This is a genomic window from Aquirufa nivalisilvae (assembly GCF_003143535.1).
Classification (GTDB): domain Bacteria; phylum Bacteroidota; class Bacteroidia; order Cytophagales; family Spirosomataceae; genus Aquirufa; species Aquirufa nivalisilvae.
This window is the reverse complement of sequence record NZ_CP029346.1, coordinates 802,353-825,124: the sequence shown is the minus strand read 5'-3', so window position 1 is coordinate 825,124 and position 22,772 is coordinate 802,353. Positions and strand designations below refer to the sequence as shown.

At 36.0% G+C, this 22,772-nt stretch carries 23 protein-coding genes and 1 tRNA gene; 14 read left to right on the top strand and 10 right to left on the bottom strand.

Annotated features, from left to right (window positions below; genetic code table 11):
- Positions 1-50: 50 nt before the first annotated feature.
- From HME7025_RS03650 to HME7025_RS03640, 3 genes are all read right to left on the bottom strand, one after another.
- Positions 51-1,262 carry a sterol desaturase family protein gene (locus HME7025_RS03650; RefSeq protein ID WP_109322342.1) on the bottom strand — a complete coding sequence of 404 codons (1,212 nt, stop codon included), beginning with the start codon at positions 1,260-1,262 and terminating at the stop codon, positions 51-53.
- Between the two features lie 57 nt (positions 1,263-1,319).
- Positions 1,320-2,198 carry an aldo/keto reductase gene (locus HME7025_RS03645; protein WP_109322341.1) on the bottom strand — a complete coding sequence of 293 codons (879 nt, stop codon included), beginning with the start codon at positions 2,196-2,198 and terminating at the stop codon, positions 1,320-1,322.
- Positions 2,199-2,687: 489 nt separating this feature from the next.
- A complete protein-coding gene (locus tag HME7025_RS03640) occupies positions 2,688-3,425 on the bottom strand; it encodes a sulfite exporter TauE/SafE family protein (protein WP_109322340.1) in 738 nt (245 codons plus the stop codon).
- A 141-nt stretch (positions 3,426-3,566) separates the two neighbouring features.
- Between HME7025_RS03640 and HME7025_RS03635 the strand changes: the two genes are divergently transcribed.
- Positions 3,567-4,454 carry a DUF4382 domain-containing protein gene (locus tag HME7025_RS03635; RefSeq protein ID WP_109322339.1) on the top strand — a complete coding sequence of 296 codons (888 nt, stop codon included), beginning with the start codon at positions 3,567-3,569 and terminating at the stop codon, positions 4,452-4,454.
- Between the two features lie 66 nt (positions 4,455-4,520).
- On the opposite strand, the gene HME7025_RS03630 is transcribed toward HME7025_RS03635, so the two are convergent.
- The 3 genes from HME7025_RS03630 to HME7025_RS03620 all read right to left on the bottom strand — a co-directional run bounded on the left by HME7025_RS03630 (position 4,521) and on the right by HME7025_RS03620 (position 10,582).
- Positions 4,521-7,829 carry a glycosyl hydrolase gene (locus HME7025_RS03630; protein ID WP_109322338.1) on the bottom strand — a complete coding sequence of 1,103 codons (3,309 nt, stop codon included), beginning with the start codon at positions 7,827-7,829 and terminating at the stop codon, positions 4,521-4,523.
- Between the two features lie 152 nt (positions 7,830-7,981).
- Positions 7,982-9,250: a purple acid phosphatase family protein gene (locus HME7025_RS03625; protein WP_109322337.1), complete on the bottom strand. Its 1,269-nt coding sequence runs from the start codon at positions 9,248-9,250 to the stop codon at positions 7,982-7,984.
- A gap of 87 nt (positions 9,251-9,337) precedes the next feature.
- The gene (locus tag HME7025_RS03620) at positions 9,338-10,582 is read right to left on the bottom strand and encodes a serine hydrolase domain-containing protein (protein WP_161956203.1); all 1,245 of its coding nucleotides are present in this window, start codon (positions 10,580-10,582) and stop codon (positions 9,338-9,340) included.
- A gap of 241 nt (positions 10,583-10,823) precedes the next feature.
- Here HME7025_RS03620 and HME7025_RS03615 point away from each other — a divergent pair, with 241 nt between their 5' ends.
- The 8 genes from HME7025_RS03615 to HME7025_RS03580 all read left to right on the top strand — a co-directional run bounded on the left by HME7025_RS03615 (position 10,824) and on the right by HME7025_RS03580 (position 16,823).
- Positions 10,824-11,414, top strand: coding sequence for a TetR/AcrR family transcriptional regulator (locus HME7025_RS03615; protein ID WP_109322335.1), 591 nt, complete (start codon positions 10,824-10,826; stop codon positions 11,412-11,414).
- 49 nt (positions 11,415-11,463) lie between these two features.
- Positions 11,464-11,745: an antibiotic biosynthesis monooxygenase gene (locus HME7025_RS03610; protein WP_109322334.1), complete on the top strand. Its 282-nt coding sequence runs from the start codon at positions 11,464-11,466 to the stop codon at positions 11,743-11,745.
- Between the two features lie 38 nt (positions 11,746-11,783).
- Positions 11,784-12,875, top strand: coding sequence for a GNAT family N-acetyltransferase (locus HME7025_RS13570; RefSeq protein ID WP_317046237.1), 1,092 nt, complete (start codon positions 11,784-11,786; stop codon positions 12,873-12,875).
- A gap of 2 nt (positions 12,876-12,877) precedes the next feature.
- On the top strand, positions 12,878-13,384 hold the full coding sequence (locus tag HME7025_RS03600) for a DinB family protein (RefSeq protein ID WP_109324955.1): 507 nt from the start codon (positions 12,878-12,880) through the stop codon (positions 13,382-13,384).
- 15 nt (positions 13,385-13,399) lie between these two features.
- On the top strand, positions 13,400-14,356 hold the full coding sequence (locus tag HME7025_RS03595; RefSeq protein ID WP_109322333.1) for a ketopantoate reductase family protein: 957 nt from the start codon (positions 13,400-13,402) through the stop codon (positions 14,354-14,356).
- Between the two features lie 74 nt (positions 14,357-14,430).
- Positions 14,431-14,931, top strand: a complete 501-nt coding sequence (locus HME7025_RS03590; protein ID WP_109322332.1) for an acyl-CoA thioesterase — start codon at positions 14,431-14,433, stop codon at positions 14,929-14,931.
- 121 nt (positions 14,932-15,052) lie between these two features.
- Positions 15,053-16,450: an aminopeptidase P family protein gene (locus tag HME7025_RS03585; RefSeq protein WP_109322331.1), complete on the top strand. Its 1,398-nt coding sequence runs from the start codon at positions 15,053-15,055 to the stop codon at positions 16,448-16,450.
- A gap of 7 nt (positions 16,451-16,457) precedes the next feature.
- Positions 16,458-16,823: a DUF1304 domain-containing protein gene (locus HME7025_RS03580; RefSeq protein WP_109322330.1), complete on the top strand. Its 366-nt coding sequence runs from the start codon at positions 16,458-16,460 to the stop codon at positions 16,821-16,823.
- Between the two features lie 73 nt (positions 16,824-16,896).
- Here the strand turns inward: HME7025_RS03580 and HME7025_RS03575 are convergent, their stop codons facing one another.
- Positions 16,897-17,274 carry a hypothetical protein gene (locus HME7025_RS03575; RefSeq protein WP_109322329.1) on the bottom strand — a complete coding sequence of 126 codons (378 nt, stop codon included), beginning with the start codon at positions 17,272-17,274 and terminating at the stop codon, positions 16,897-16,899.
- A gap of 210 nt (positions 17,275-17,484) precedes the next feature.
- On the opposite strand from HME7025_RS03575, the gene HME7025_RS03570 reads away from it, so the two are divergent.
- Positions 17,485-18,213 carry an NUDIX hydrolase gene (locus HME7025_RS03570; protein ID WP_109322328.1) on the top strand — a complete coding sequence of 243 codons (729 nt, stop codon included), beginning with the start codon at positions 17,485-17,487 and terminating at the stop codon, positions 18,211-18,213.
- 452 nt (positions 18,214-18,665) lie between these two features.
- Here HME7025_RS03570 and HME7025_RS03565 read toward each other — a convergent pair whose 3' ends face one another.
- Positions 18,666-18,887 (bottom strand): hypothetical protein, encoded by a 222-nt coding sequence (locus HME7025_RS03565; RefSeq protein ID WP_109322327.1) that lies wholly within the window; start codon positions 18,885-18,887, stop codon positions 18,666-18,668.
- Between the two features lie 673 nt (positions 18,888-19,560).
- On the opposite strand from HME7025_RS03565, the gene HME7025_RS03560 reads away from it, so the two are divergent.
- The 3 genes from HME7025_RS03560 to HME7025_RS13370 all read left to right on the top strand — a co-directional run bounded on the left by HME7025_RS03560 (position 19,561) and on the right by HME7025_RS13370 (position 20,431).
- Positions 19,561-19,809, top strand: coding sequence for a hypothetical protein (locus HME7025_RS03560; protein WP_154401924.1), 249 nt, complete (start codon positions 19,561-19,563; stop codon positions 19,807-19,809).
- A 1-nt stretch (position 19,810) separates the two neighbouring features.
- Complete coding sequence (locus HME7025_RS03555; RefSeq protein WP_109322325.1) at positions 19,811-20,095, top strand: hypothetical protein; 285 nt, start codon at positions 19,811-19,813, stop codon at positions 20,093-20,095.
- Positions 20,096-20,266: 171 nt separating this feature from the next.
- Positions 20,267-20,431, top strand: coding sequence for a site-specific integrase (locus HME7025_RS13370; protein ID WP_154401923.1), 165 nt, complete (start codon positions 20,267-20,269; stop codon positions 20,429-20,431).
- A 6-nt stretch (positions 20,432-20,437) separates the two neighbouring features.
- Here the strand turns inward: HME7025_RS13370 and HME7025_RS03550 are convergent, their stop codons facing one another.
- Together HME7025_RS03550 and HME7025_RS03545 are read right to left on the bottom strand one after the other, a co-directional pair.
- Entirely contained in the window at positions 20,438-21,847 is a 1,410-nt protein-coding gene (locus HME7025_RS03550; RefSeq protein WP_109322324.1) for a KAP family P-loop NTPase fold protein, read from the bottom strand.
- A 189-nt stretch (positions 21,848-22,036) separates the two neighbouring features.
- A tRNA-Asp gene (locus tag HME7025_RS03545) sits at positions 22,037-22,113 on the bottom strand.
- Positions 22,114-22,159: 46 nt separating this feature from the next.
- On the opposite strand from HME7025_RS03545, the gene HME7025_RS03540 reads away from it, so the two are divergent.
- Positions 22,160-22,705, top strand: coding sequence for a DinB family protein (locus HME7025_RS03540; protein WP_109322323.1), 546 nt, complete (start codon positions 22,160-22,162; stop codon positions 22,703-22,705).
- Positions 22,706-22,772: the final 67 nt, after the last annotated feature.

Here is a 22,772-nt window from a genome sequence, read left to right as displayed (position 1 = left end):
AGAAATCATCTGATATGAATGAAAATGTGACAAATGGAAAATCAAGTGGACTAAACACACAAAACTACGTGAACATACCACTCTTTGATGGGTCTAATATACCAAGTTAAGCACACCAGAAAAGCTAAAAGGATCCAAATAAAGGCTTGGGAAATGGGAGAAAAAGCGAGAATGCCCATTAAAATATAGACTTTGGCATATTCCAAATAAAACACCCAGGCCTTTTTTTCTAACATGGCTCCCGTGCTAATGACATTGATTAAAACCCAAAAAGAGAGAAAAACCAATTGGCCAATCGTAAAATATTGCTCCAATAAAATGGTAAAAAATAAGATTAGCATGGTCAAACCTGTAGTCCACAAAATATAATTCTGCAGTTTGATATTCAATTCTCCCTTGCTTTGGTGAATATGAAATAACGTTTCGCCTTCTTCTCTAAGTTGGGGATCTAGGTCGTCGGGCTTACCAAAAATAATTTTCCAACGTTCTTTCCCATTAGTAGCAGAAATAAATGCTAAGGCCATTTCCAGCAAAAAATGAAAGTGTTGCCATAAAAAACTATGACTTTTTAGAGGCTTAGTCAATCCATAAACTGGCGGCTCTGTTTCTTCTGCGAACGTACCAAACAGTCGATCCCAAATGATCAATATATCCCCGAAATTTTTGTCTAAATAAATGTCATTGCTACTATGGTGAACCCGATGATGTGAAGGTGTAACCATAAACCATTCTAAAAAACCCAACTTGCCTACCAAGGTAGTATGGGTAAAAAAAGGATAAGTCCCATGAATTAATAAAAAAGTAAATATCATGTGGGGAGGAAATCCAATCCAAGGTAAGATCGACCAGAATAAACCCCGGGCAATCGATTGTAATAAAGTAATCCGCGTGGAAGTAGTATAATTGAAATCTTCACTTTGATGATGAACTACATGAAAACCCCATAGCAGATTAACTTGATGTCCACAGCGATGGTAACAATACCAAATAAAATCAGTTAGTAGAAATAGTAAAGTCCAAGTAATGAAGTTTTCCCTAATATGAAAAATAGCACCGTGTTGATATATCCAGTCGAAAACCCAATAAAATAAACCGGCCGTCAATAAATCTGTCAGCCTTTCAGCAATACCAACATTCAGATTGGCGATGGATTCAGCAAATTGATGGACAGATTTAGCCCTCTTTCTTGACCAAGCATATTCCAACAAAATAAAACCTAAAAATAAGGGTATAGCAAAGGCTAAATAATTGATCTGTATCATCTTGTCGTATATTTTAAAACATGATCAACAATCATTTGGCTAGCGCTCTAGCCGATTTTATCCATTTTTACTAGCTTCATATAATTCATACCAATCTTGATGGTCTAAATTGATTTTAAAGGAATCCACAATATTCCGAATTCGTTTTTCCTCTAAAGTGCCTATAACGGGTAATGCTCCTAATTTTACAATCCAGGCTACAGCAATTGATTCTATATCAGCTTCATACTTTTTTGCAATTTCTTCTAATTTTAACCTGACACGTATAGCCGCAGGATCTGTTCCCAACTGGATTCTTCCGCCCGCCAAAGGAGAAACAGCCAAGGGTCTCATATACTTCTGTTTGACATAATCAATTGAACCATTAGCTAATGCACTGGTATCTAATAGATTAATATGTAAATGATTGGAAACAACTGGGCAAGACAAATATGCTTCTAAAAGCTGATGCTGATACACTGTAAAATTCGATACGCCTATACTCTTGATTTTCCCCGCATTTTTCAATTTGTCTAAGGCTAATGCTGCCGATTCCAAATCGGCCAAGGGATCCAAATAATCCAATAAAAAAACGTCTAAGTAATCTGTTTTTAGATTTCTTAAAGAATTTTCCACGGATTGAATGATGTGAGTAGAAGAAGTCTGAAAATGAGGTACCCGATATTCGGGCCTCGATGGATTCGGCACATTATACCCACATTTGGAGAACAAAACGATGTCAGATCGCTTAACAATTTTATGATGAATGAATTGGCCAAAAACCTCTTCGCAAGAATAATCGCCATATCGATCAGCATGATCAAAGGTATTAATACCTAGGTCTAGGCATAAACTAACGATTCGCTCCATTTGAGCGTGTTCACTCTTCCATCGCCAAAAACCATAAATAGCTGGTGAAACCTTGGGACCCGCATCACTTAAATATACTTTTTTCATTTGCTTGTCATGTTTAAAATAAAACCACCTCGTATAACAAGGCGGTTTTATAACCTTCAACCATTATTAAAAACTATGTTTCCTCCTTACAAAAGAGCTAATCTAGATAATCCCCATACAAGTCTAAAGAATAACCACTTCCTCATTCCGACCAATCTTTACCCCCTGCCAGTTAATACTGGCAGGAAGGGTAAATATGGAATTATAGAGAAACAGTAAAACTCCAACTCATGTAATAGTGTGGCGTTAAAAGGGCATAGAAAATCCGTTGATTTTATATGATAGGTTTATCAATTTCTTTTACCCTATATTTCCTACCTTTTTAGTAGATTATTATGCAAATGTATACTGAAAATTTTATTTTCAAAAAAAATGTTTGATTTTTTTGATTGCGCAGAATGCCTAATGGGAATAAAAAATGCTTAGTTCCTACATACACTGATTGAAAATCGGCTATTTATTAGCCAAATGAATCATGTCGAAAAATACCTAAGTGAAAATTAATTTGGCACTTGCGATAACAAGACCGATGGCCAATAGGTAACGTAAGGTAGGTACATTAAACTTTTGGCTCCCATAATAAGAGCCTAGTAGTCCTCCGATGATCGTAGCAGCTACCGACCATTGAAAATTATCTGTCACTTGAATTCCTCCCTTTTGGAGTTGCCCATATAAACCTGACAATGAATTAACAAAAATGAATAGAGCCGATACGGCTGCCGTTTGCTTTAAAGTGGCCCACCGCATTAATAACATCAATGGAGTCAATACAATCCCTCCCCCGATGCCAATCATACCTGAAATCAATCCTATGGCTCCCCCAGAAGCAAGTCCGGCTAAAGTGGAAATAGGTTTAGTTTCTTCTTGTTCTTGGCGAATTTGGAAGATTAATCGAAAAATGGATATCAATATACATATTGCCAAAATCTTCTTATAAATAGAATCCGAAAGTGTCATGGTTCCTCCCAAATATGCCAAGGGAACAGAAGCAATGGCAAAAGGCCAAAATAATATAAACTTAAAATGTCCCGCTCGGTAGAATCCTATAAATGAAAATAAGGACACGGCTAAGTTCATCACTAAGGCTGAGGGTTTCATAATCGCTGGTGCCACACCCATCATAGCCATCACAGCCAAGTAACCACTTGCCCCGCCATGACCGACCGATGAATAAAGAAATGCGATTATTGCCAAGAATAGTAGTAAAACGACCATTGAACTCATCATGACTTTGAATGAAACTTTTTGGGTGATAAAAGACACAATTTGGACTTCAAAAATGCCTTATTTGGAACAATTTAGCATTTTTTAATGAAATTTAACAGCCTAACTTACGTTAATAGATAAATTTTAAAACCATATAAAACAATGAAATTCTCTAATCAACTCTCAGCACTTTTAATCATTTCTGCCTTGTTTGTTTCCTGTAAAAACGATGACCTTAGCAATGGTACAGGAAAGCTAGCCCTCAGCGTCACGGATGCCCCAATTGATGCCGCCAATGTCAAAGCCGTTTATGTAACCTTCACTGGATTAGAATACCAAAATAGCGGTGGTTCTTGGGAAACAGCCACGGATTTTACCAGTCCACAAGTGGTGAATATTCTAGATTTGCAAAACGGTAAAACATCCCTACTGGGTAATTATACCTTAAAGTCTGGAAACTATACGGGATTACGCTTCAAATTAGATGCTCCAGCTAAGGGCACCAATAATCCAAGCAATCCTGGATGCTATGTCGAATTATTGACTGGTGAAAAAATGCCTCTATTTGTACCAAGTGGCGCATCGTCAGGCTATAAAGCAAACGGAAACTTTTCTGTACCAATTAATGGAGTGGTAGAAGTTACGGCCGACTTCGACTTGAGAAAATCCATTGTCGTAACAGGAAATGGAAGCACCTATATTTTAAATCCAACCATTAAAATCGCAGTAAACAATCAATCGGGAACGATCTCGGGATTAGTGAGTAATTTGGCTACTGATAAAAAATACGTGATTTATACGTACGAGAAAGACAAATATACTGCGAGTGAAAGTGCGGAACCAACAGGTGAAAATGTTCGTTTTGCCAATGCCATTTCTAGCACCAAAGTAAGTTCTACTGGTGCGTATACGTTAGCTTTTCTTGCTGCAGGCAGCTATGATTTAGTTGTAGTTTCTGAAAATGCCAATGGTACAGTAGCCGTTGAAAAACAGATTAGTGCTATCGTAGTTCAAAGTCAGAAAACAACTTCCTTGAACATAGCACTGTAATTCAGAAGTTTAGATCAAAAAAAATCCCCGGAAAGACCGGGGATTTTTAAGCAATCATTTATCATTTTATTTGTAAGTCGATACTTTAACAGGCCCTAGCAAACCAGATTCTTCGGTTTGACTATTGGGACGAATCAAAGGAAAAGAAGTAAAAGTAATCTTATTAGCACCTGGCTGGGCATCGCCCACTAAGCGGTTTACCCAAGAGTTTATTACTTTTATTTCAATCGTATTTTTACCCATTTTTAATGGAGAAGTTATATCTACTATAAATGGCTTTTTCCATAAAGTCGCCACTTTGTTGCCATTCACATATACTTCCGCTAAATTTTTCACATCACCTAAATCTAGCTTGATACTTTCACCACGAGCAATGCTCAACAATTCATACTTATTACTGTAGGTAGCGGCTCCAGAAAAATACTTAACGCCTTCATTTTCATGCTTATTCAATGATACCAAGGAATTCAATGTAATCTCAGTAGGAGCACTTCTGTCTTTTTGGAATTGAACTTTCCATGGCCCTTCTATTGCTTGAGTTTTCACCACTTGTGGCTTCGGATAGCTTACTTTTAATGCCGTAGCTTTCCCTTCAAATACAATAAAATAAGCATCCCAAGGAGTGAATTCTAAATTCAAGAGGGTTCTTCCTCCTTTGATTTCATAACCAACTCGAGTAACCTCGCCTGTCTCTGGATTCCAGATTGATGGAACTTTTCCACTAACTCGGAAAGATACTTGTGCTGAATTGGGTTCATTAGAACGACTATTCAACCAGTAAATCTGCTTATCGGCCAATGCCCGGTGAACATACAAAATCTCTGCTTTTTGATTCGATACCTGAACATCTTCTGACACCTTTAATTGTGCCAAAACTTCTTTCAAGTCCTTCCCAAAATACACATTAGGTAATTTTTTTAATTGTGCTAATTGACCTATAAACTCTTGTTCATTATCCACTAAACTTGGCGTATATTCTGGCGCATGTCCAGCCACGGGCACTCCAGTTATTGCTAATTGCAAGATTCTATTTAATACCGACAAGGTCATTTGTTTCGCTGTAGGGTCTAATACCAATACCGAATATTGACCGCCATTAGGATTCGTCAATTTCTTATTTTGCGAAGAAATGACGTTTTTCAAAGCTGTTGAATTCACAAAATCATACTCATAACCCACTGGTAAATCGGGTAATGACTTGGTGAAATTGGAGGTAATGTTCGTATTCTCCCCATAGTAATAAAGGATATCTGCCACAAATTTACCTTGCTGCAACATATGTGAACTTCTTCCTAAATAATCTCCCCAAACACGAGCTTGATCTGCCCAAGTTTCCTGACGGGTAAACCATTGTCCAAACGGCCCTAAGGTGAATCCTGGGAACAAATTATCCAAGGGTTGATGCACCGAAGTATGGATAACAAATCGATTTAAGCCAGATGCCATTTCTACGTCGGCTGTTCTTTTTAAGGTCCCAGGATGAGGTTTAAAAGGATTACCAACGGTTGTCATCGACTCGGCAGCCACGATATTTTGACCATAAATATGGGCCACGGAAGCCGACTCACGAATATCTGCTCTACTTCTAATTTCTTCATCTGCACCAGGTACCAAAGCTCCAGGCTGCCACATTGCTGACATAGGTATATCTGCTTTCTTCTTCACATCCATACCATCTGCTAAAAAGATACGACCCGATTCATGAGATTCCGTATAGCGTTTCATTCCTCTTTGAGCCAAAATTTCTCCAATCAATTCATAATGATTTTCAACAATCATTTCTCCGATTGTCTTGCGAAAATCCCATAAAAACTTCTCACTGGATTTAAGATCTTGGACAATCTGGCCAACTAAAACGGGTAACCAAGGCTTCATATCATAGCCGCGCTTGGCCTTAAATACATCAAACATGGCTGGTGTCCAGGTCATGTGACCCGCTTCATAACTATCCAAAACCATATGCGTCAAGCCTTGCTTTCCCATTAGGTCATTTCCAGTAGCATCCTTGTATTGGTCTAAATAATTGTTCAAATAACGACTTACCGCTTCTCGATCTATTTTATCCACTTCCAAACCTGTGGCTTCAGGAGATGCAGGGTGATTCTTTTTACCTGTCAATGAATAACCGAATCGATAAATGACCCAATCTCCCGCAGGGGCATTCCATGAAATGGAACCATCTGATTTCATTAGACTCGTCAAATCAATAACTTGATTCGTCTTAGGTCCAGCAGGGTTATAAGTCAACACCCCTGGCGTCTCTACCCAAGGCTGAAAACCTGCTTTGCCTTCAAACAAATGAACTTTAGGACTTGTATGTACTACAAATTCTGAAACTTGAGTTCCCTTAAGACTATTATCTTGATTACCCCCAAACATTGCCATCATATTAGGAGCAGGAGGCAATATTTTATAAACTAATCGAACAAATTTCGCTTTGACTGGATTGAACGACAAGGTAGTTTGGGCCGTAATTGTACCAGGTATAGCTACTATTTGCTTAAAATTAACTCCATCTGTACTGTATTGAAGAAATCTGTTTTCTGGACCACCTCTGAAAACAGCTAATTCCCCATATCCTTCATTTGCAATAGTCGCTGCGGCAATTTCTTGAACTTCTGGAAACTCGTATTGAATCCATGTTTCATCACCCACATTTTTAGGAGGTAACATGCTAAAATTATGCAAATCGCCATCGGTCAATTGAGCTAAGGTAAAAGTTCCTCCACTGCTCGTCAAAGTAGCATTCATGCTACTCATAGCTTTATCCTGTTGGGATAATGGATAGGCGATTACTGCAAAATCTTGGTAATATTCGGGTACCACGGGTGCTGGACCTGGAGCAGGGCCACCAAATCCACCTGCTTCCACAGGAGTATTTTGCATAGGACCTGTTACGGAAGAAGGTGCAGGAATCTTACCTGTGAACACTTTTCCTCCACTAAGTCTTGTCTCTGACCATACATATTTTTTCATGGCATCGGAGGGCTTAACCCATGGCCCACCCGTTACACTCCAACCAGGCGAACCTGCAATAGCCATTTCTAAGTTCTTTTTCTTCGCTAAATCGGCGGTAAACTTAAAAGCATCTTTCCAGCCCGGGTTCATAAAGCTTAGCTTATCTTTCACTACAACGGGTGTCATTAAGCTAGCATCAAAATTCTGAAAACCACCAATACCTGTCTTCTCCATCCACTCCAAATCCTTCTGAATACCTTCCTTGGTGATGTTTCCATTCATCCAATGCCACCAAACTCGTGGTTTAGCTGTATTAGGTGGTGTTTGAAATTCAGCTTTCAAAGCATCTTGTGCATGGACACCTAAGCTTATCAATAAAGGAGTCAATAGGGCGAATAATTGTCTATGTGTAACCATGAATAATTCAGTTTTGTAAGGGCAAAATACCAAAGCATTTTGAACTAACTATCATTGTCCATCCTAGGGCAATCCCACTAAATCAATCATTTACTTTCAAAATGACAATCTACAGCCATAAATTGACCCAATAATTACAAAAAAAGAGCCTACTACTTTTGAATACTAAATTCATCATGCACTTTTCCATCTGAGCCAATCCACTGACCAACTAATTTCCTATCCTTAATATCTAATATCAATGAACCTCCCAAAGCTACCGTAGAAAAAGCAGATGATTTTAGGGGGAAACTAGGCTGACTTTTGCCCAACTGGCCACCTGATCCAGCCACAATGTAAATAGTTCCCTGTGAAGATTTATCCACGACATAGTGATTAGGCTTAATCTCCTTAGCCAACACATGTTTATTTGGATCAAAGCTATCATTCTGACCTACATGTCCTCGAATCGGCCAAGTTCTCTCGTAAGAATGACTATGTCCCGCTAAAACTAAATCCACATGATATCGGTCAAATATGGGTACAATTTGTTGTCGCACCTTAGTCATTTCCTCATCCGTATCGGTATCATGTGAACCTTTGGAATAAGGAGGTTCATGAAAATATACGATGGTCCATGGTAATTTATTCGCTGCTAAATCACGTTTGAGCCACTGCGCTTGTTGACCAGTGCTATCAATTATACTGGTTCCATCTGCTGATGTTTCTTCCGAATTAACCGATACAAAGTGTACATTTCCCATGTTGAAGGAATAATATGCTTCTGTCCCTGATTTAAGCCCTCCAGCTTCTCCATTCATTGGCATGGTAAAGTTTTGATAATAGGCTAATTTCTTAGCATCGGGATTGTCTTTATAATCGTGATTGCCTGGATTTGGCCATAATTTAGTATTGGGAAAGAAATCTTCCTGATATACTTCAAACACATTTTTTTGATATTCAATATCCTTGCCACTCCCATAGGCATTATCTCCCAACCAAATCCATGCATCAATGGGTTTATCTTTAACAAAGTTTTTGACTGCATCTCGAACCATCAACTGGTTTTTTGAACCTGTCCCAAAATCCCCTAAAGCCCAAACACGAATCGCTTGATTACTCCCCGACTTAGGTAATGTTTTGACATATTGATTCGCTACGACTTGAGGGGTAGAAATGGAATAAAAATAAATTTGATTGGGACTTAAGCCTGTCAATTTCAATTCATGTTCCGTTGTCAAACGAGCATCATAAACAGATTTGGCATTTTTGGGTAACTCTTTACCATAATAAACACGACTGTCCGTAGGTACATCTGTCCTCCATCGAATGACCCCTGAAGTGCTCGTAAAATTTTGTAAATATGGGCCTCGAACGATTTTGGGATTTTGGGCACATGCAGGAATAACTCCTAACATCCATAGGATAATGATACGTTTCATAGAATAGGTTTAAAAGAATATACCAAGGCTGTGAGCTTTGGTATATCGGTTTATAGATTATTTAATAAAATTACGGAATCGAGCCATTTAATCCACAATGGCTTGATGGATTAATTGGCGCATTTTGGTATGGTAATATATAGTATGCGGATCCTTTTGAGTTAGCATGATAGCAATTAATTTTTCTTTCGGGTTGATAAAAAAGTGCGTATTATTAGCTCCTGACCAAAAATACAATCCTTTATCTCCTAAAACTTGACTTCCCGTCACATTTTCTAAAACAGCAAATCCCAATCCAAAACCTTCTCCTTTACGATCCGGAATTCGTTTTTCATACATATCCCCAACGTGATTGGAAATCATAAGTTCCAAGGTCTTTCTACTAAGGAATTGTTTGCCTTTCCACATACCCTCATTCAATAACATTTGACAAAACTCCATGTAATCTTTAGCCGTAGAAAATAGACTATGCGTACCAAACCAAATGACATTACCAGAAGTTTTAGGTTGATTGGTGGTTAAAATCAATGAACCATCTGGTGAATTCCGATGAACTTTAACCACTCTTGCTGCTTGTGCATCAGTCAAATTATAACCAGTATTAATCATCCCAAGCGGCTTAAACAGCCTTTCTTGTAAAAAATCAGCGGTGCTCATTCCTGAAAATTTTTCGATAAGTGCCGACAATACATCTGGACTTGCGCTGTAGTTCCATTGTTTTCCAGGTTGACCTACCAAAGGGATTTTGGTCGCCTTAATAACTAACTCTTGAATATTCTTGGGAAAAGGCATTCCATAATATTTCATTCTAAAATCTCGATCCAATGCCGTTGTCGCTAATCCGTGGGTCATGCCTGAGGTATGACTTAGAATTTGGGCAATGGTAATTTGACTAGCTAGCGAGTCTGTTTCTCCATTGGCACCTTGGTTCACATCTTTGGCTACCCGCATGTTTTTAAACTCTGGAATGTATTTAGAAACAGGGTCAGTTAAAAGAAAATGCCCTTCTTCATACAACATCATAAAGGCTACGGTCATAATAGGCTTGGTCATGGATTGCATGTAAAAAAGATCATCTTGCTTCATAGGCACTTTATCCACAGCATTACTAAATCCCAGCGCACGGTACTCAATTACTTTTCCATCTTTCACAATCAAACTAACTGCTCCAGGGATTATGTGATCATCGATTTCCTTTTGCAAGAAAGCATCATAACGCTGCAAACGCTCCAATGACATTCCTGCTACTAATTTTTCGGAAGTTTGGGCAAAAATAGTTGTGCTAACTAAGAAGCAAAATCCAAAGTACAGTAGGTGTTTTTTTAGTTTCATCTTACAAAAAATTGATTTTTTGAAATTCAGTTTGAAGCTAAGCAATAAATAGAGAAAATTAATGAACATCGATGCTCAAATGATTTTAAGGACCTCCTGAGTAGGCTCAAGAATTCTATATCATTTAAGCATCTTAGCTATGAACAAAGTACATGCACCTATGTACCTTTTGAAAAAAGTAAAATAATATTTATACCAATTGGTATATTTTATTACATTTACATCACCTAGTAAACAAAACATGTCGAAAGCAGCACGAACAAAGCAATTTATTATTGAAAAAACGGCCCCCATATTCAATACAAAAGGATATGCTGGAACTTCTATCAATGATTTAATATTTGCTACTGGCTTAACGAAGGGAAGTATTTATGGGAATTTTGACAATAAAGACGAAGTAGCTCTGGCTGCTTTTGATTATAATTTTATGCGAGTTAATCTCTACATAAAAAGTCAAATGGAAACTCAAAGCTCCGTAATTGGCAAATTGTTAGTTTACCCCCAAACCTATCGAAACTTCCTTCAATTACCTTTCTTAGCTGCAGGCTGCCCCATTACAAATACTTCAACTGAAGCTGATGACACACATCCTCAGTTGAGAAGTAAGGCCTCTGCTGCATTTTCCTATTGGAGAAAATCATTGGAATTTTTGATTAACAAAGGAATATCAACGGGTGAAATCAAAGCAGATCTTCCAGTACAAGAATTTATATCAGTACTGACCTCATTAATTCAAGGGAGTTTTATGCAAACGAAAGTAACTGGTAACCTCAATGCTCTGTATGAATCAATGGATTTCTTAGAAAAAATGATTCGCAACCTAAAAGCATAAATAAAAATTTATCCAAAAATATACCAAATGGTATAAAAATTATCACCTTATGAATTATGTTCTTATTATCCATGAAGTTGTCGATTATTCATCATGGAAAAAGCAATTTGATCAAGCAGCCAACTTAAGAAAAGCAGCTGGAGAAATTTCGTTTCAAGTATTACAATTCCAGCATGAGCCAAATAAGGTTGTACATTTTTCACACTGGGATGATTTAGAAAAGGCCAAATCATTTTTCGACTCACCCGAAGTCCAGCAAATCAGATTGGATGCCGGAGTTAAAACTCCAGAATTCAATTACCTCAACCTCATCGACTCCGGCATTCTCTAATTCTCATTTCTTTTGTCTCCAATTAACTGTAGAATATCATGGACCCTAACTATTTACCTAGTGTAATCAAGCAATTTGAATATTACAAAATGCTCGCTGAAAAGACCATGGAACAAGTCAGTGAAGCTGATCTATTTTGGCAATACAATACCGAGAGCAATAGTATGGCTATCATTATTCAACACCTGAGTGGAAATATGCTTTCTCGCTGGACCGACTTCTTGACTTCTGATGGAGAAAAGGAAGGACGAAATAGGGATAAAGAATTTGATCATTCCATTCAGAATAAAGAACAACTCATGGCAAGCTGGGAAGCGGGTTGGGATTGTCTTTTTAGCACCTTGAAAATGCTCAAAGATGAGGATTTATCGAAAATCATATATATTAGAAATCAAGGTCATACAGTGACCGAAGCCATCAATCGTCAGCTAGCGCATTATCCTTACCACATCGGTCAAATCGTTTTTATAGGTAAAATGCGATGCGATGAAACTTGGAAATCATTATCCATTCCTAAAGGAAATTCCGGGCAGTATAATACCCAAAAATTTGCCGCAGAAAAGAGTCGAATTCACTTTACAGATGAATACATTCAGCCTACTGCATCGAATAATTATCAAATAGAAAATACGACAAGCAAGGACCTAGAAGTGATTCATTGGCTTTTTGAAGAAGCCATTCAGTACATTCAAAAAAACAACTATGTAGGATGGACTACCTACGACAAAGACTTTATTCAATGGGAGATTGATCATCAGCTCCAGTATAAAATCACTCAGGGGGATACCATCCTTTGCATTTTTAGTGTCTGTTATACCGATGAACTAATCTGGAGAGAAAGGGAAAAAGGAGATGCCATTTACCTACATCGAATTGTGGTTAATCCTGCTTTTAAAGGTCAAAAACAGATAGAGAAAGTCATTGATTGGGCCCAAAAGATGGCACAGGAAAAACAGTTGAGCTACATTCGAATGGATACTTGGGCTGCGAATAAAAACATCGTTGAATACTATAAAAAATTCGGTTTCAATCATATTGATGATTACACCACTTCCAATAGTCCCGATTTACCCAAACAACACCGCAACTTGCATGTTGCTTTACTTGAACTTGAGCTAAAAAATCAATGACCATGCAACAAGAAAAATGGTTTGAGAGACAATTCCAATTTGGAAATACTCAGCAAATATTCCCCGCAATACTTGAACGACTAAGTGGTACCTCGATTCGCCTAACAGATAAACTTATTGGAGTGTCTGAACATGTACTTATGCTGTCGGAAGGTAACACTTGGAGTATCAAAGAAAACATTGGCCACTTGATTGATCTGGAACCACTTTGGCAAGGCCGAATCGAGGACATTCTTAGCGGCCAGGCCGAATTAAGGTTGACCGATTTAAATAATACTCAAACACATTTAGCCAATCACAATGCCACATCCATTGATGAATTACTAGGCTCTTTTAAAAAATGTCGATTGGAAACCATACAAATGTTACAAGCGTTACAACCCGAAAACTTGTTACAATCTGCCCTTCATCCTAGATTAAAAATACCCATGAACATGCAAGATCATTTACTATTTGTGGCAGATCATGACGACCACCATTTAGCTAGAATAAGCCAGCTATTACACTAGACACCATAAAAAACCATGAATATAAATCAAAAAACAAGAATTGCCGTAGCAGGAATAGGTGGTATTGGCGGATACATTGGAGGAATGTTAGCCCATCATTTTCAACATAGTGATTATGTTGAAATCCTATTTATTTCAATAGGAGAAAACCAAAAGGTCATTGATCAGCAGGGACTTACCCTGCATTCTGGCGATCAAACATTTGTTTGCATCCCAAGCGTCAATTCGAATGATCCTGCTATCATTGGTCAAATAGACGCCTTAGTTATTTGTACCAAAAGCTATTCAACTACTGCAATCCTAAAAGATTACGCTAGTTGTCTACGACCTAATGCTGTCATCATCACAACTCAAAATACCGTCAATGGCGAAGCCACGATAGCTGATTTTTTACCCCAAGGTATCACGCTGCTAGAAGGCTGTATTTTCATTGCTTCTAACATCCAACAAGCTGGTACCATTGTGCACAAACCAGGACCAACAAAATTATTTTTTGGCACGAATAATCAAGCAAGTAAACAAGGAGAAGAGTTGGAAAAACTATTTAAAGAGGCTGGAATAGACACCACATTCACACAAAACATTCAAGAAATTCTTTGGAAAAAATTCCTATTTGTGTCGCCCATAGCCATGGTATCTGCATTAACCCAAAAGACTTTCTCCCAGATACTAGAAAATGAAAGTGACCTAAATCTATTCATTCAACTTACTACAGAATTGGTCCATTTAGCCCATGTCAAACAAATTCCTTTGGATGAAAATGCCATTAAAAACAATGTTGAATTGTTAGGAAAATTCAACCCTACAGTCAAGTCCTCCTTCCAACTTGATTTGGCAAAAGGGCATTTGTCAGAAATTGACTCCTTGCTTACCTATGTCATAAAAGAAGCTGAATCGCATGCATTGAAACTCCTTCATTATGAAAAGGTATATCAAGAACTACAAGAAAAATACCCCCATATAAAAGCCTAAATCAATCATAAACTTTTACTCACCTGATGGAAATCCTCCGAAAAAGGTAAGCAAAATACACTAAAAAAATTGCCATGACCAAGACACCAAGCAGTAGCTATATTATTCGATTTAATGATTGTGATTTATTGGGGCACTTAAATAATTCAAGATACCTTGATTATTTCATGAATGCTCGTGAAGATCATTTAAGGGACTTTTATCAGGTAGATTTGACTTCATACTTTAACCATGGCCTAGGTTGGGTGGTGGGAGGACATGAAATTGCCTATATCAAACCCGCTTTATATAATGAAGTGGTTAGTATTCAATCAAGTCTTCTTTATGCTGATTCGGAGCTTCTATTTTTAGAAACCATCATGATGAATAAAAGTCAAAGTCATCTAAAAGCCATCATGCGAACAAAACTGGTCCCAATTAGTACACAAACGGGTAAAAAAAGCCAGCATCCTTCTGATTTCATGAATTGGGCAAAATCCATTGAAAATGAAGCTATCAATCATGAAGAGAATTTGCAAGTACGATTGAAACAATTACTCAGCACATTTAAGGCTAAAAGCAATCTAGCAACATAAATAATTCACTAAGTAAATGAAATCTCCAATTAAATGAATTTGGGAAATTTTGAATAAGGCAATAAAAAATTGAAGGAAACTTGATACTTTTATTTGTAGAACATCAACTTATCAACAACTTATGAAGTCATCCCTATTCTATTTCTTGCTATGTGCCATCATAAGCCCCAGCTTAACTTTTGCACAATCTTCCCAACTGTATCCCAATGATTATTTGAGTCCTGAATTTCATGCCAGCAGAAGAGCTGCCTTGAAACAAAAAATTTCGGATAAGGGTATGGCTGTTTTTTTTGCTTCTCAAATTCGTGTGCGTAACAATGATATTACGTATCAATATGCGCAAAGCAAAAACTTTTACTATTTGACAGGATTAGATGAACCTAATGCTGTTTTATTCCTCTTTAAAAACCCAGTTACCCTGTTAGGAAAAACAGGAACTGAATTTATTTTCCTTCAAAATAGAGATCCATTGAAAGAATTATGGACGGGTAAGATTTTGGGAGTTGAAGGATATATGGAAAAAAGTAAGATGGATAATGTCTTTACGAATGATAAATTGAATGCTTCTACCCTACCATTGGCCCAAATTGATTCCGTTTATTCTCTATACAGAAATGAAGGTATTTTTGGCAAATATGAGAGAAGAGAAGAGCCTTTAACCAAGATGGCTAATTTATTAGATAGTCTTGTGATAGCTCATAATAAACCAATTGCTCAAAGAAGCACCATGGGAATTATGAGTAAATTAAGGGGAATCAAACAAGCGGAGGAAATTGCCTTAATTAAAAAAGCGGCTGAAATTAGTGCATTAGGTCACAATGATGTCATGCGTGCCATTAAACCTGGCATGAAAGAGTTTCAGGCTCAAGCCATAATGGAATACCACTTCAAAAACCAAGGCTCTGAATATACAGGATATCCGAGTATCAATGGAGCTGCAGGTAATGCTTGTGTATTACATTATATCACCAATCAAAAAGTAATCCAATCGGGTGAATTATTGCTGAGTGACTGCGCGGCGGAATACCATGGATACAGTGCCGATGTCACCAGAACGGTTCCAGCCAACGGTAAATTCACTGAGGCTCAAAAGCAGATTTATGAAATTGTGCTTCAAGCCCAAGATGCAGGTATTGCCGCATGTAAAGCAGGTTTGCCTTTTTCTGGTGTGGATGCCGCCTCAAGGGCCGTCGTTAATGCTGGCTTAATCAAGTTGGGCATTGCTGCCAATGAAAAAGAAGCTAGAAAATATTTCCCTCATGGCACGTCACACCATTTGGGTTTGGATGTGCATGATATGGGACCAAGGGTATTAGAAGCAGGTGTTGTTTTGACGGTTGAACCCGGCATTTATATTCCAGCAGGAAGCAATTGTGATAAAAAATGGTGGGATATTGGTGTAAGAATTGAAGATGATATTTTGGTCACTCAGGATGCTCCGATCAACTTATCAGCTGGATCACCAAGAACCGTGGCTGAGATTGAAAAATTAGCCAAAGGGAAAAGCATTTTTAAATAAAGGGAAAATGGAAATTGTCAGCAAAATTTTAATTGGACTGGTGGCCTTAGAGCATATTTACATCTTATATTTAGAGATGTTTGCCTGGGAAACATTAGGCAAAAAAACATTCAAAGGAGCATTAGCACCCGAATTGTTTAAACCTACCAAAGGATTGGCTGCCAATCAAGGTTTATACAATGGATTTTTAGCAGCGGGATTAATTTGGTCATTCTGCATTTCTGACCCTATTTGGTCCAAAAACATCGCTATGTTTTTCTTAGGCTGTGTATCGGTGGCTGGACTTTTTGGAGCCCTTTATAGCAGAGCTATCTTTTTCAAACAAGCCTTACCTGCCCTAATTAGTTTGGTCTTTGCCTACCTTTTTTTGTAGCAATCAAATTTAGATTTTGCATTTATGCATAAAAAAAGGGGCTTAAGGCCCCTTTTCCATTAAAACAAAACATTTATTCTTTGATCCTCTTAGCTTTCGCTTCAAACATCCCACTCAAAATATCACCTTTCAAATTATCCTCATCTACTTTGTTTAAGGTCATCGTGATATCCATGCCTTGTGCTTGAAAAAATACTAAAATCTGATTTTCTTTCTCTTCCACACTGGCATTCATATCTGGATTTTGTCCTTGTGGATCTTTTAAAACGGCAGTTAATTTACCTTCTACACGCTTAATTTCACTGATCATTTTCGCATCTCCATTGGGAGTTCCTACTATAACCAATTCCCACTTGCCTGCAAAAAAATCAGGAGCTAGAGTCGATTTAGAAAAACTTTGAAAGCTTATCAAGAAAGCGATCATGGCAAACAACATACTTACTTTTTTCATGGTTGAATTATTTAGTTAAAACAATTATTTATAATACTATGGGGCTTCTTAAGAAATTAGACTCTATCCATTAGACCCCATCCTATGGCTGATTACCAAGGAATTATGCCTGAATTATTTCTAATTTGTGCTCAAATATAGAAACAATTTTTATATTGTCTATTTTTTAGACAATAATTTATTATTTTTGTTAATAGAACGTATAAACCTATGTCTGAAAACTATAAAGGATTAAGTACCCAAGACTACATTGCTCAATTATCCATCGATTGCGTCATATTCGGATATCAAAACGAGGCCTTAAAAGTCTTGGTCCCCAAATTGAATTTCCAAGGTGATTTCTGGGGCTTACCCAGTGGATTTATTTACCAGCATGAAGATGTAGATCAAGCAGCCAAACGGATATTAGAAGACAGAACTCAGATAAAAGATATCTATTTGGAGCAATTCTATGTTTTCGGTAATGCCAACAGAAACAATGCTGAATTCATGAGTTCCCTCCTAGCACAAAATCCTCAGTTGCAAGGCTCCCAAGAAGAATACGATTGGTTTGTCCGTCGATTTGTATCCATAGGTTATTATGCATTGGTGGACATCAACAAGGTAAAACCACAAACTACCTACATTGATGAAAAGATGGAATGGGTAGATATCAATCAGCTTCCTAATTTAATTTTAGACGGAAAGGATATTATAGCGAAAGCTCTTCAGGCACTACGCGCCAACTTTGATGATCATTTGGTCGGGTATAATCTCTTACCTGATACTTTCACCATGAAAGACCTTCAAAACCTATATGAAACGATTTTTGATAAACCCTTTCGGAGAAATAATTTCCAAAAATTGATGTTGGATTTAAACATACTCGACCGTTTAGAAAAACAATTTACTGGTGCTGCCAACAAAGCTCCCTATTTGTATAAATTCAAAGAAATTTGATGAAATCCAATATTTTCACTGGCTAACGAGGCATTAATTTCCGTGGTTTAACTATTTAGTAGAATTCTCACCTTTAGGATATTTTACTTAAAAAAGCCCATTTCAAAATAGGATTATACTTCACTTTGACAGGCATCATCCTCACTTTATTGATGTTGTTTATATGATTAATAGGCCCCAGGATTCTGGGGCGGTTTTTGTGTTGGCGGTCCTGAGGGTGGAAATATACTAAATCTGACTGAACCTAAATCGAACAAAATCGTCGAAATATAATAGTATAGGTATTATATTGGTTAATCTAACTGAATCGGAATTGTATCAAATTAGATGGTTCTGCTTCGGTTTTTGCGCCACCCACCCCAAGTTAAGAAGTAAAATTGTGTCTACCACATTATTATTTTGGATAGATGAAATAAACCAAGAACAATCTGATACTATTCAAATTATTAAAACTACTTCTTGACATCTTCGTAATTTAATACCCAATAAAACCTCGGTTTTCCTGAAACAATTTTCTCTTTGAGTTCTGAATAATATACTCTACCATTTCTTGTATCGAGTAAATCACCATCTCCAATAATTACATATCTTCCATTTTGAGAAATTTCAAAAAGTAGATATAAACCAATAAATGCAAATGTCAACAAGAAAACATCTTTTAAGTTAGATTTCATGAGTTGTATTAAATTTTGAGATTTTTTCAAAAATAGAAATTGATTTTCAGTAAAATCATTTAAACAAATAATATCTAAAGAAACCTACTTTCAAATAACCTAAACATATAATAAATAGAAAAATAGTTACGAAACTAAAAGTAGTTCAATTCAGAAATGCGATAAAACTGAATCGTTTAAATTATAATCAAACAAGAATATACTTAAAAATAGTTTAATTTTTTTTAGTGTATGAGAAAGATTTAAATTTGGTTGAGAAAAACATAAAAAGCTCAACTGCAACCGAATCTGATTATATAATAAAAGCGAAAATAATAAGAAGGTTATTTAGTTCTAAAGAAAAAATGGAAGAAGTGATTTTCTTCTCAACAAAGCAAAATCATTAGACATATCAAAAAATATAGTTATTTCTAAAGAGGAAGGTATAACTCTTTCAATAATTGGTAGAAATTTGGATGCAAAAAAATCATTTGAAACTTATTTATTGGGGTTAATTGAACTCCAAAAAAAAGAACCAACAAGAGTCATATTAGAAAATGAAATAGAGTGGACAAAAAAAATAATTTTTACGGTTGGCCAAAGTAATTAATTTTCAGCTAAATAGAATATAATGAGAACGATAATATTTTGGATTAGTGTAATTGGATTAGTGGTTTTTTTGAACTATTACACCATGGATGAAAAACCTTCAAAACAATCTGAAAATCAACAATCAGGACAAACTCTTTCTAATATAGACAGCTTAAATTCATCTAAAATTATAGCCAAATATAATGCAGATATAAATTGGGATACCCTTTCTTTTACATACCAAATTCAAGAAAAGTATTTAAATAAATATTCTACTTTAATGGCAATAAAAGCAAATGGAGTTGATATTATTAAATTCATCATACTATCTCAAAATTTCAAAACAGAATAGTTTGTTAAATGATAAAGAAGCTCCTTTTAAACAAATTATCTTATTTCTTAAAATTTCTAAAAATCAGCTATACGATTTGTCGGACAACATAAATTTGTTAAACGAAATTGAGCTTATAGAAGAAAATGGATGTTTTATTTTTAAGTTGGATTCAATTAGCAGTTATGACATTAAACTTTTGGACGAAGAAAATATTAATGCTACTTTTTTAGTAGATGGCAAAAAGGGAGTGCCGATACTTAAAGGTTCTTTAATCGATTATCATCTTTATGAAAAATCTAAGTAAAATCAATTCTCGAAATCATCGAATTCGAATATACTTTTTGAAAATATATCAACCATAAGAGTCAACGAAATTTCAATTGGTAATCCACGGCCAAGTAGAACTTTAGTACCATCTTTATTTTCATGGCTCTTAACCCAACCATATATTTTTCCATCATCATTTATTATCTCGATGGAGGAATATGGATCAGCTACACTTTTGGTGGATGCTGGTCTCCCCTTTCATCAAGTGATGAAAATCACCGGTCATAAGAAGTTGATGACCCTTCAAAAATACATCAAAAGTGAGGCAGATGTGGATGGTATGTTGGCGGTTGGGAATGGGTTATTGAATTAATGTAATTTAGGGTTTAATATTTTCAAACAAATTAATTTTAGTCAGAAAATCCTTCAAGTTAATATTCTCACTGTTTTCCCTATTCATAAACTTATAAATTTGATTAAATTCATCACCAGTAAAAAATGATAATTTAAGGGTTAAACCACTCACCAAAACATCATTTTCTGTAAAATGTATACCATGTAAATCAATTTCAGGATATCTATTTTTTGAATAGTTGAAATATGAAACTACAAACTTAATAAAGTTAGATTTAGTAGAAATCAACTTTCCCATTTGAAACAATTCCCAAAAAATTGGCTCAAATTCATCACACAATTCTTGAATTGAAAATTCTTTATTTAATATACTTTTAAATTTAACGTTGTTTGAATCTCTTAGATAAATTAAAAAGTAAATAGTTGTAGAAAAAAAGAACCTATTCTTTGAAAATTGTCTGACAACAAGATTTGTATGTGAATACAATTTTGAAATCTGTCTAAGATTTAAATTATATTTATTTGATAATAATTTAGAAAATATTAAAAATTCTTCACCACTAGATCTCAAAGAGTCTGACTTTATTCTTACCTCACTTTTAAAAAAATCGTCAAAATTGTAATATTTATATAGATAATCACAATAGTTTTCAGTGGCTGGGGATGGAAGTGAAAATTCTATATCAATAAATCTTCTCAGGTATTCATTAGAGTTAATTCTATCGCTACCATAATATCCTTTGATTGAATTACAAAGCTGTTCTTTATCTATTGACAAAACGAATATTATTCCTTTGACGCTAAACAAGTGTTTAATTTTTTCTAAAACCTGAACAGCATAATCAGGCCTACACCTATCTAATTCATCTACGAAAAATATTAGTGGATTTAGACTATTACTTTCTTTAATATATTGTTCGAGTTCTTTTTTAAATTCTGCTATCGATTTTTTATGTTCAGAATATTTATCAATTTGATTACTTAGAAAATTAGATGATTCAGTTGAAACTAATTCAACCAACTCTTTCATTGTTTCATTTCCAATAGCCTTTGAAATTACCCCCTTTGCCAAAATAGGAATTAATGAAGTTGATAATTTACCTGCTTTCAACACTAAATTTTCAAAATGATTACTTCCTATTCCCAAAGATTTCAATTCTGACATGATAGCTACAAATGGATCTACATTTATATCATTTTCCCAAGAATTAAAATATGCTGTTTGATAACCTGAATGCTTTAGCTTTGCTTCCCACATTTTAATAAATGTAGTTTTACCATCCCCCCATTTGTTATCAATTGACATGACAAATCCACTTGAATATACCCCTAATATTTCAGTTAAATTTTGGGCATAAACCTCTCTTCCTAATTTACAATTTTTAAAAGGATCTTCCGAAGAAATATCAATAACATCATTGTGAATAAAAGACATGATTTTAGAAAATTAAGGTATGATTTCGGAAAAATTCAAGTTACACAAACCAACGATATATTTATAAAATAAATAACCTTGTTGATTCAAGTTACAATCTAATAAAATCCGTTGATATCCAATTTGTTGCACCCCATTTTGCGCCGGGCATAAAAAAAGTCTCTGAAAATCAGAGACTTAAATTATAATTGGCGGTCCGGACGGGACTCGAACCCGCGACCCCATGCGTGACAGGCATGTATTCTAACCAACTGAACTACCGGACCGTCTTGTAATGTGGCACAAAATTAGCTAATTTATCCTTTCAAACAAATGCCCAAGCAAAAAAACCTAAAAAATATGTTCCCTCCCGCCTCCTACGAATACCCGAAAACACGCTACTTCGCTGAATATCTGAATTTTGAGTCGACAGAAAATTTATTTGATGTACTCGATAATCAATCAAAAAAAATTCAATCGCTCTACCAAAACCTGAGTCCCGAGCAATGGACTTTTGCCTATGCTCCCGGAAAATGGACTTTGCAACAACTTCTAGGCCATCTAGTAGATACCGAACGCATCTTGACTTATCGAACCTTATGCATCAGTCGAGGAGAGCAACAGTCTCTACCCGGTTTTGATGAAAATACTTATTTAGAAAATGCCCATTATGAAAATCAAAACACGGATCAAATCCTACAACAATATATTTTGACCCGTCAAGCCACCACCGCCCTATTGCAATCTTTTTCTCCCGAACAATGGAATACCATGGGTACAGCCAACGGCAATTCTGTATCTGTCCGTGCCATTTCTTGGATGATCGCTGGCCATGAAAAGCATCATTTGGGAATTATGAAGGAGCGGTATTCAATGTAGAATAAAAAATGTAGAATGTAGAATTGCAGTGTCACCAGTAAATCAATGAAATACGTATGATAATTGA

Excerpts from the sequence above, each read along its gene's own strand:
- HME7025_RS03650 (WP_109322342.1), bottom strand. The coding sequence starts at position 1,262 with ATGATACAGATCAATTATTTAGCCTTTGCTATACCCTTATTTTTAGGT.
- HME7025_RS03645 (WP_109322341.1), bottom strand. The coding sequence starts at position 2,198 with ATGAAAAAAGTATATTTAAGTGATGCGGGTCCCAAGGTTTCACCAGCT.
- HME7025_RS03640 (WP_109322340.1), bottom strand. The coding sequence starts at position 3,425 with ATGATGAGTTCAATGGTCGTTTTACTACTATTCTTGGCAATAATCGCA.
- HME7025_RS03635 (WP_109322339.1), top strand. The coding sequence starts at position 3,567 with ATGAAATTCTCTAATCAACTCTCAGCACTTTTAATCATTTCTGCCTTG.
- HME7025_RS03630 (WP_109322338.1), bottom strand. The coding sequence starts at position 7,829 with ATGGTTACACATAGACAATTATTCGCCCTATTGACTCCTTTATTGATA.
- HME7025_RS03625 (WP_109322337.1), bottom strand. The coding sequence starts at position 9,250 with ATGAAACGTATCATTATCCTATGGATGTTAGGAGTTATTCCTGCATGT.
- HME7025_RS03620 (WP_161956203.1), bottom strand. The coding sequence starts at position 10,582 with ATGAAACTAAAAAAACACCTACTGTACTTTGGATTTTGCTTCTTAGTT.
- HME7025_RS03615 (WP_109322335.1), top strand. The coding sequence starts at position 10,824 with ATGTCGAAAGCAGCACGAACAAAGCAATTTATTATTGAAAAAACGGCC.
- HME7025_RS03610 (WP_109322334.1), top strand. The coding sequence starts at position 11,464 with ATGAATTATGTTCTTATTATCCATGAAGTTGTCGATTATTCATCATGG.
- HME7025_RS13570 (WP_317046237.1), top strand. The coding sequence starts at position 11,784 with ATGGACCCTAACTATTTACCTAGTGTAATCAAGCAATTTGAATATTAC.
- HME7025_RS03600 (WP_109324955.1), top strand. The coding sequence starts at position 12,878 with ATGCAACAAGAAAAATGGTTTGAGAGACAATTCCAATTTGGAAATACT.
- HME7025_RS03595 (WP_109322333.1), top strand. The coding sequence starts at position 13,400 with ATGAATATAAATCAAAAAACAAGAATTGCCGTAGCAGGAATAGGTGGT.
- HME7025_RS03590 (WP_109322332.1), top strand. The coding sequence starts at position 14,431 with ATGACCAAGACACCAAGCAGTAGCTATATTATTCGATTTAATGATTGT.
- HME7025_RS03585 (WP_109322331.1), top strand. The coding sequence starts at position 15,053 with ATGAAGTCATCCCTATTCTATTTCTTGCTATGTGCCATCATAAGCCCC.
- HME7025_RS03580 (WP_109322330.1), top strand. The coding sequence starts at position 16,458 with ATGGAAATTGTCAGCAAAATTTTAATTGGACTGGTGGCCTTAGAGCAT.
- HME7025_RS03575 (WP_109322329.1), bottom strand. The coding sequence starts at position 17,274 with ATGAAAAAAGTAAGTATGTTGTTTGCCATGATCGCTTTCTTGATAAGC.
- HME7025_RS03570 (WP_109322328.1), top strand. The coding sequence starts at position 17,485 with ATGTCTGAAAACTATAAAGGATTAAGTACCCAAGACTACATTGCTCAA.
- HME7025_RS03565 (WP_109322327.1), bottom strand. The coding sequence starts at position 18,887 with ATGAAATCTAACTTAAAAGATGTTTTCTTGTTGACATTTGCATTTATT.
- HME7025_RS03560 (WP_154401924.1), top strand. The coding sequence starts at position 19,561 with ATGGATGAAAAACCTTCAAAACAATCTGAAAATCAACAATCAGGACAA.
- HME7025_RS13370 (WP_154401923.1), top strand. The coding sequence starts at position 20,267 with ATGGAGGAATATGGATCAGCTACACTTTTGGTGGATGCTGGTCTCCCC.
- HME7025_RS03550 (WP_109322324.1), bottom strand. The coding sequence starts at position 21,847 with ATGTCTTTTATTCACAATGATGTTATTGATATTTCTTCGGAAGATCCT.
- HME7025_RS03540 (WP_109322323.1), top strand. The coding sequence starts at position 22,160 with ATGCCCAAGCAAAAAAACCTAAAAAATATGTTCCCTCCCGCCTCCTAC.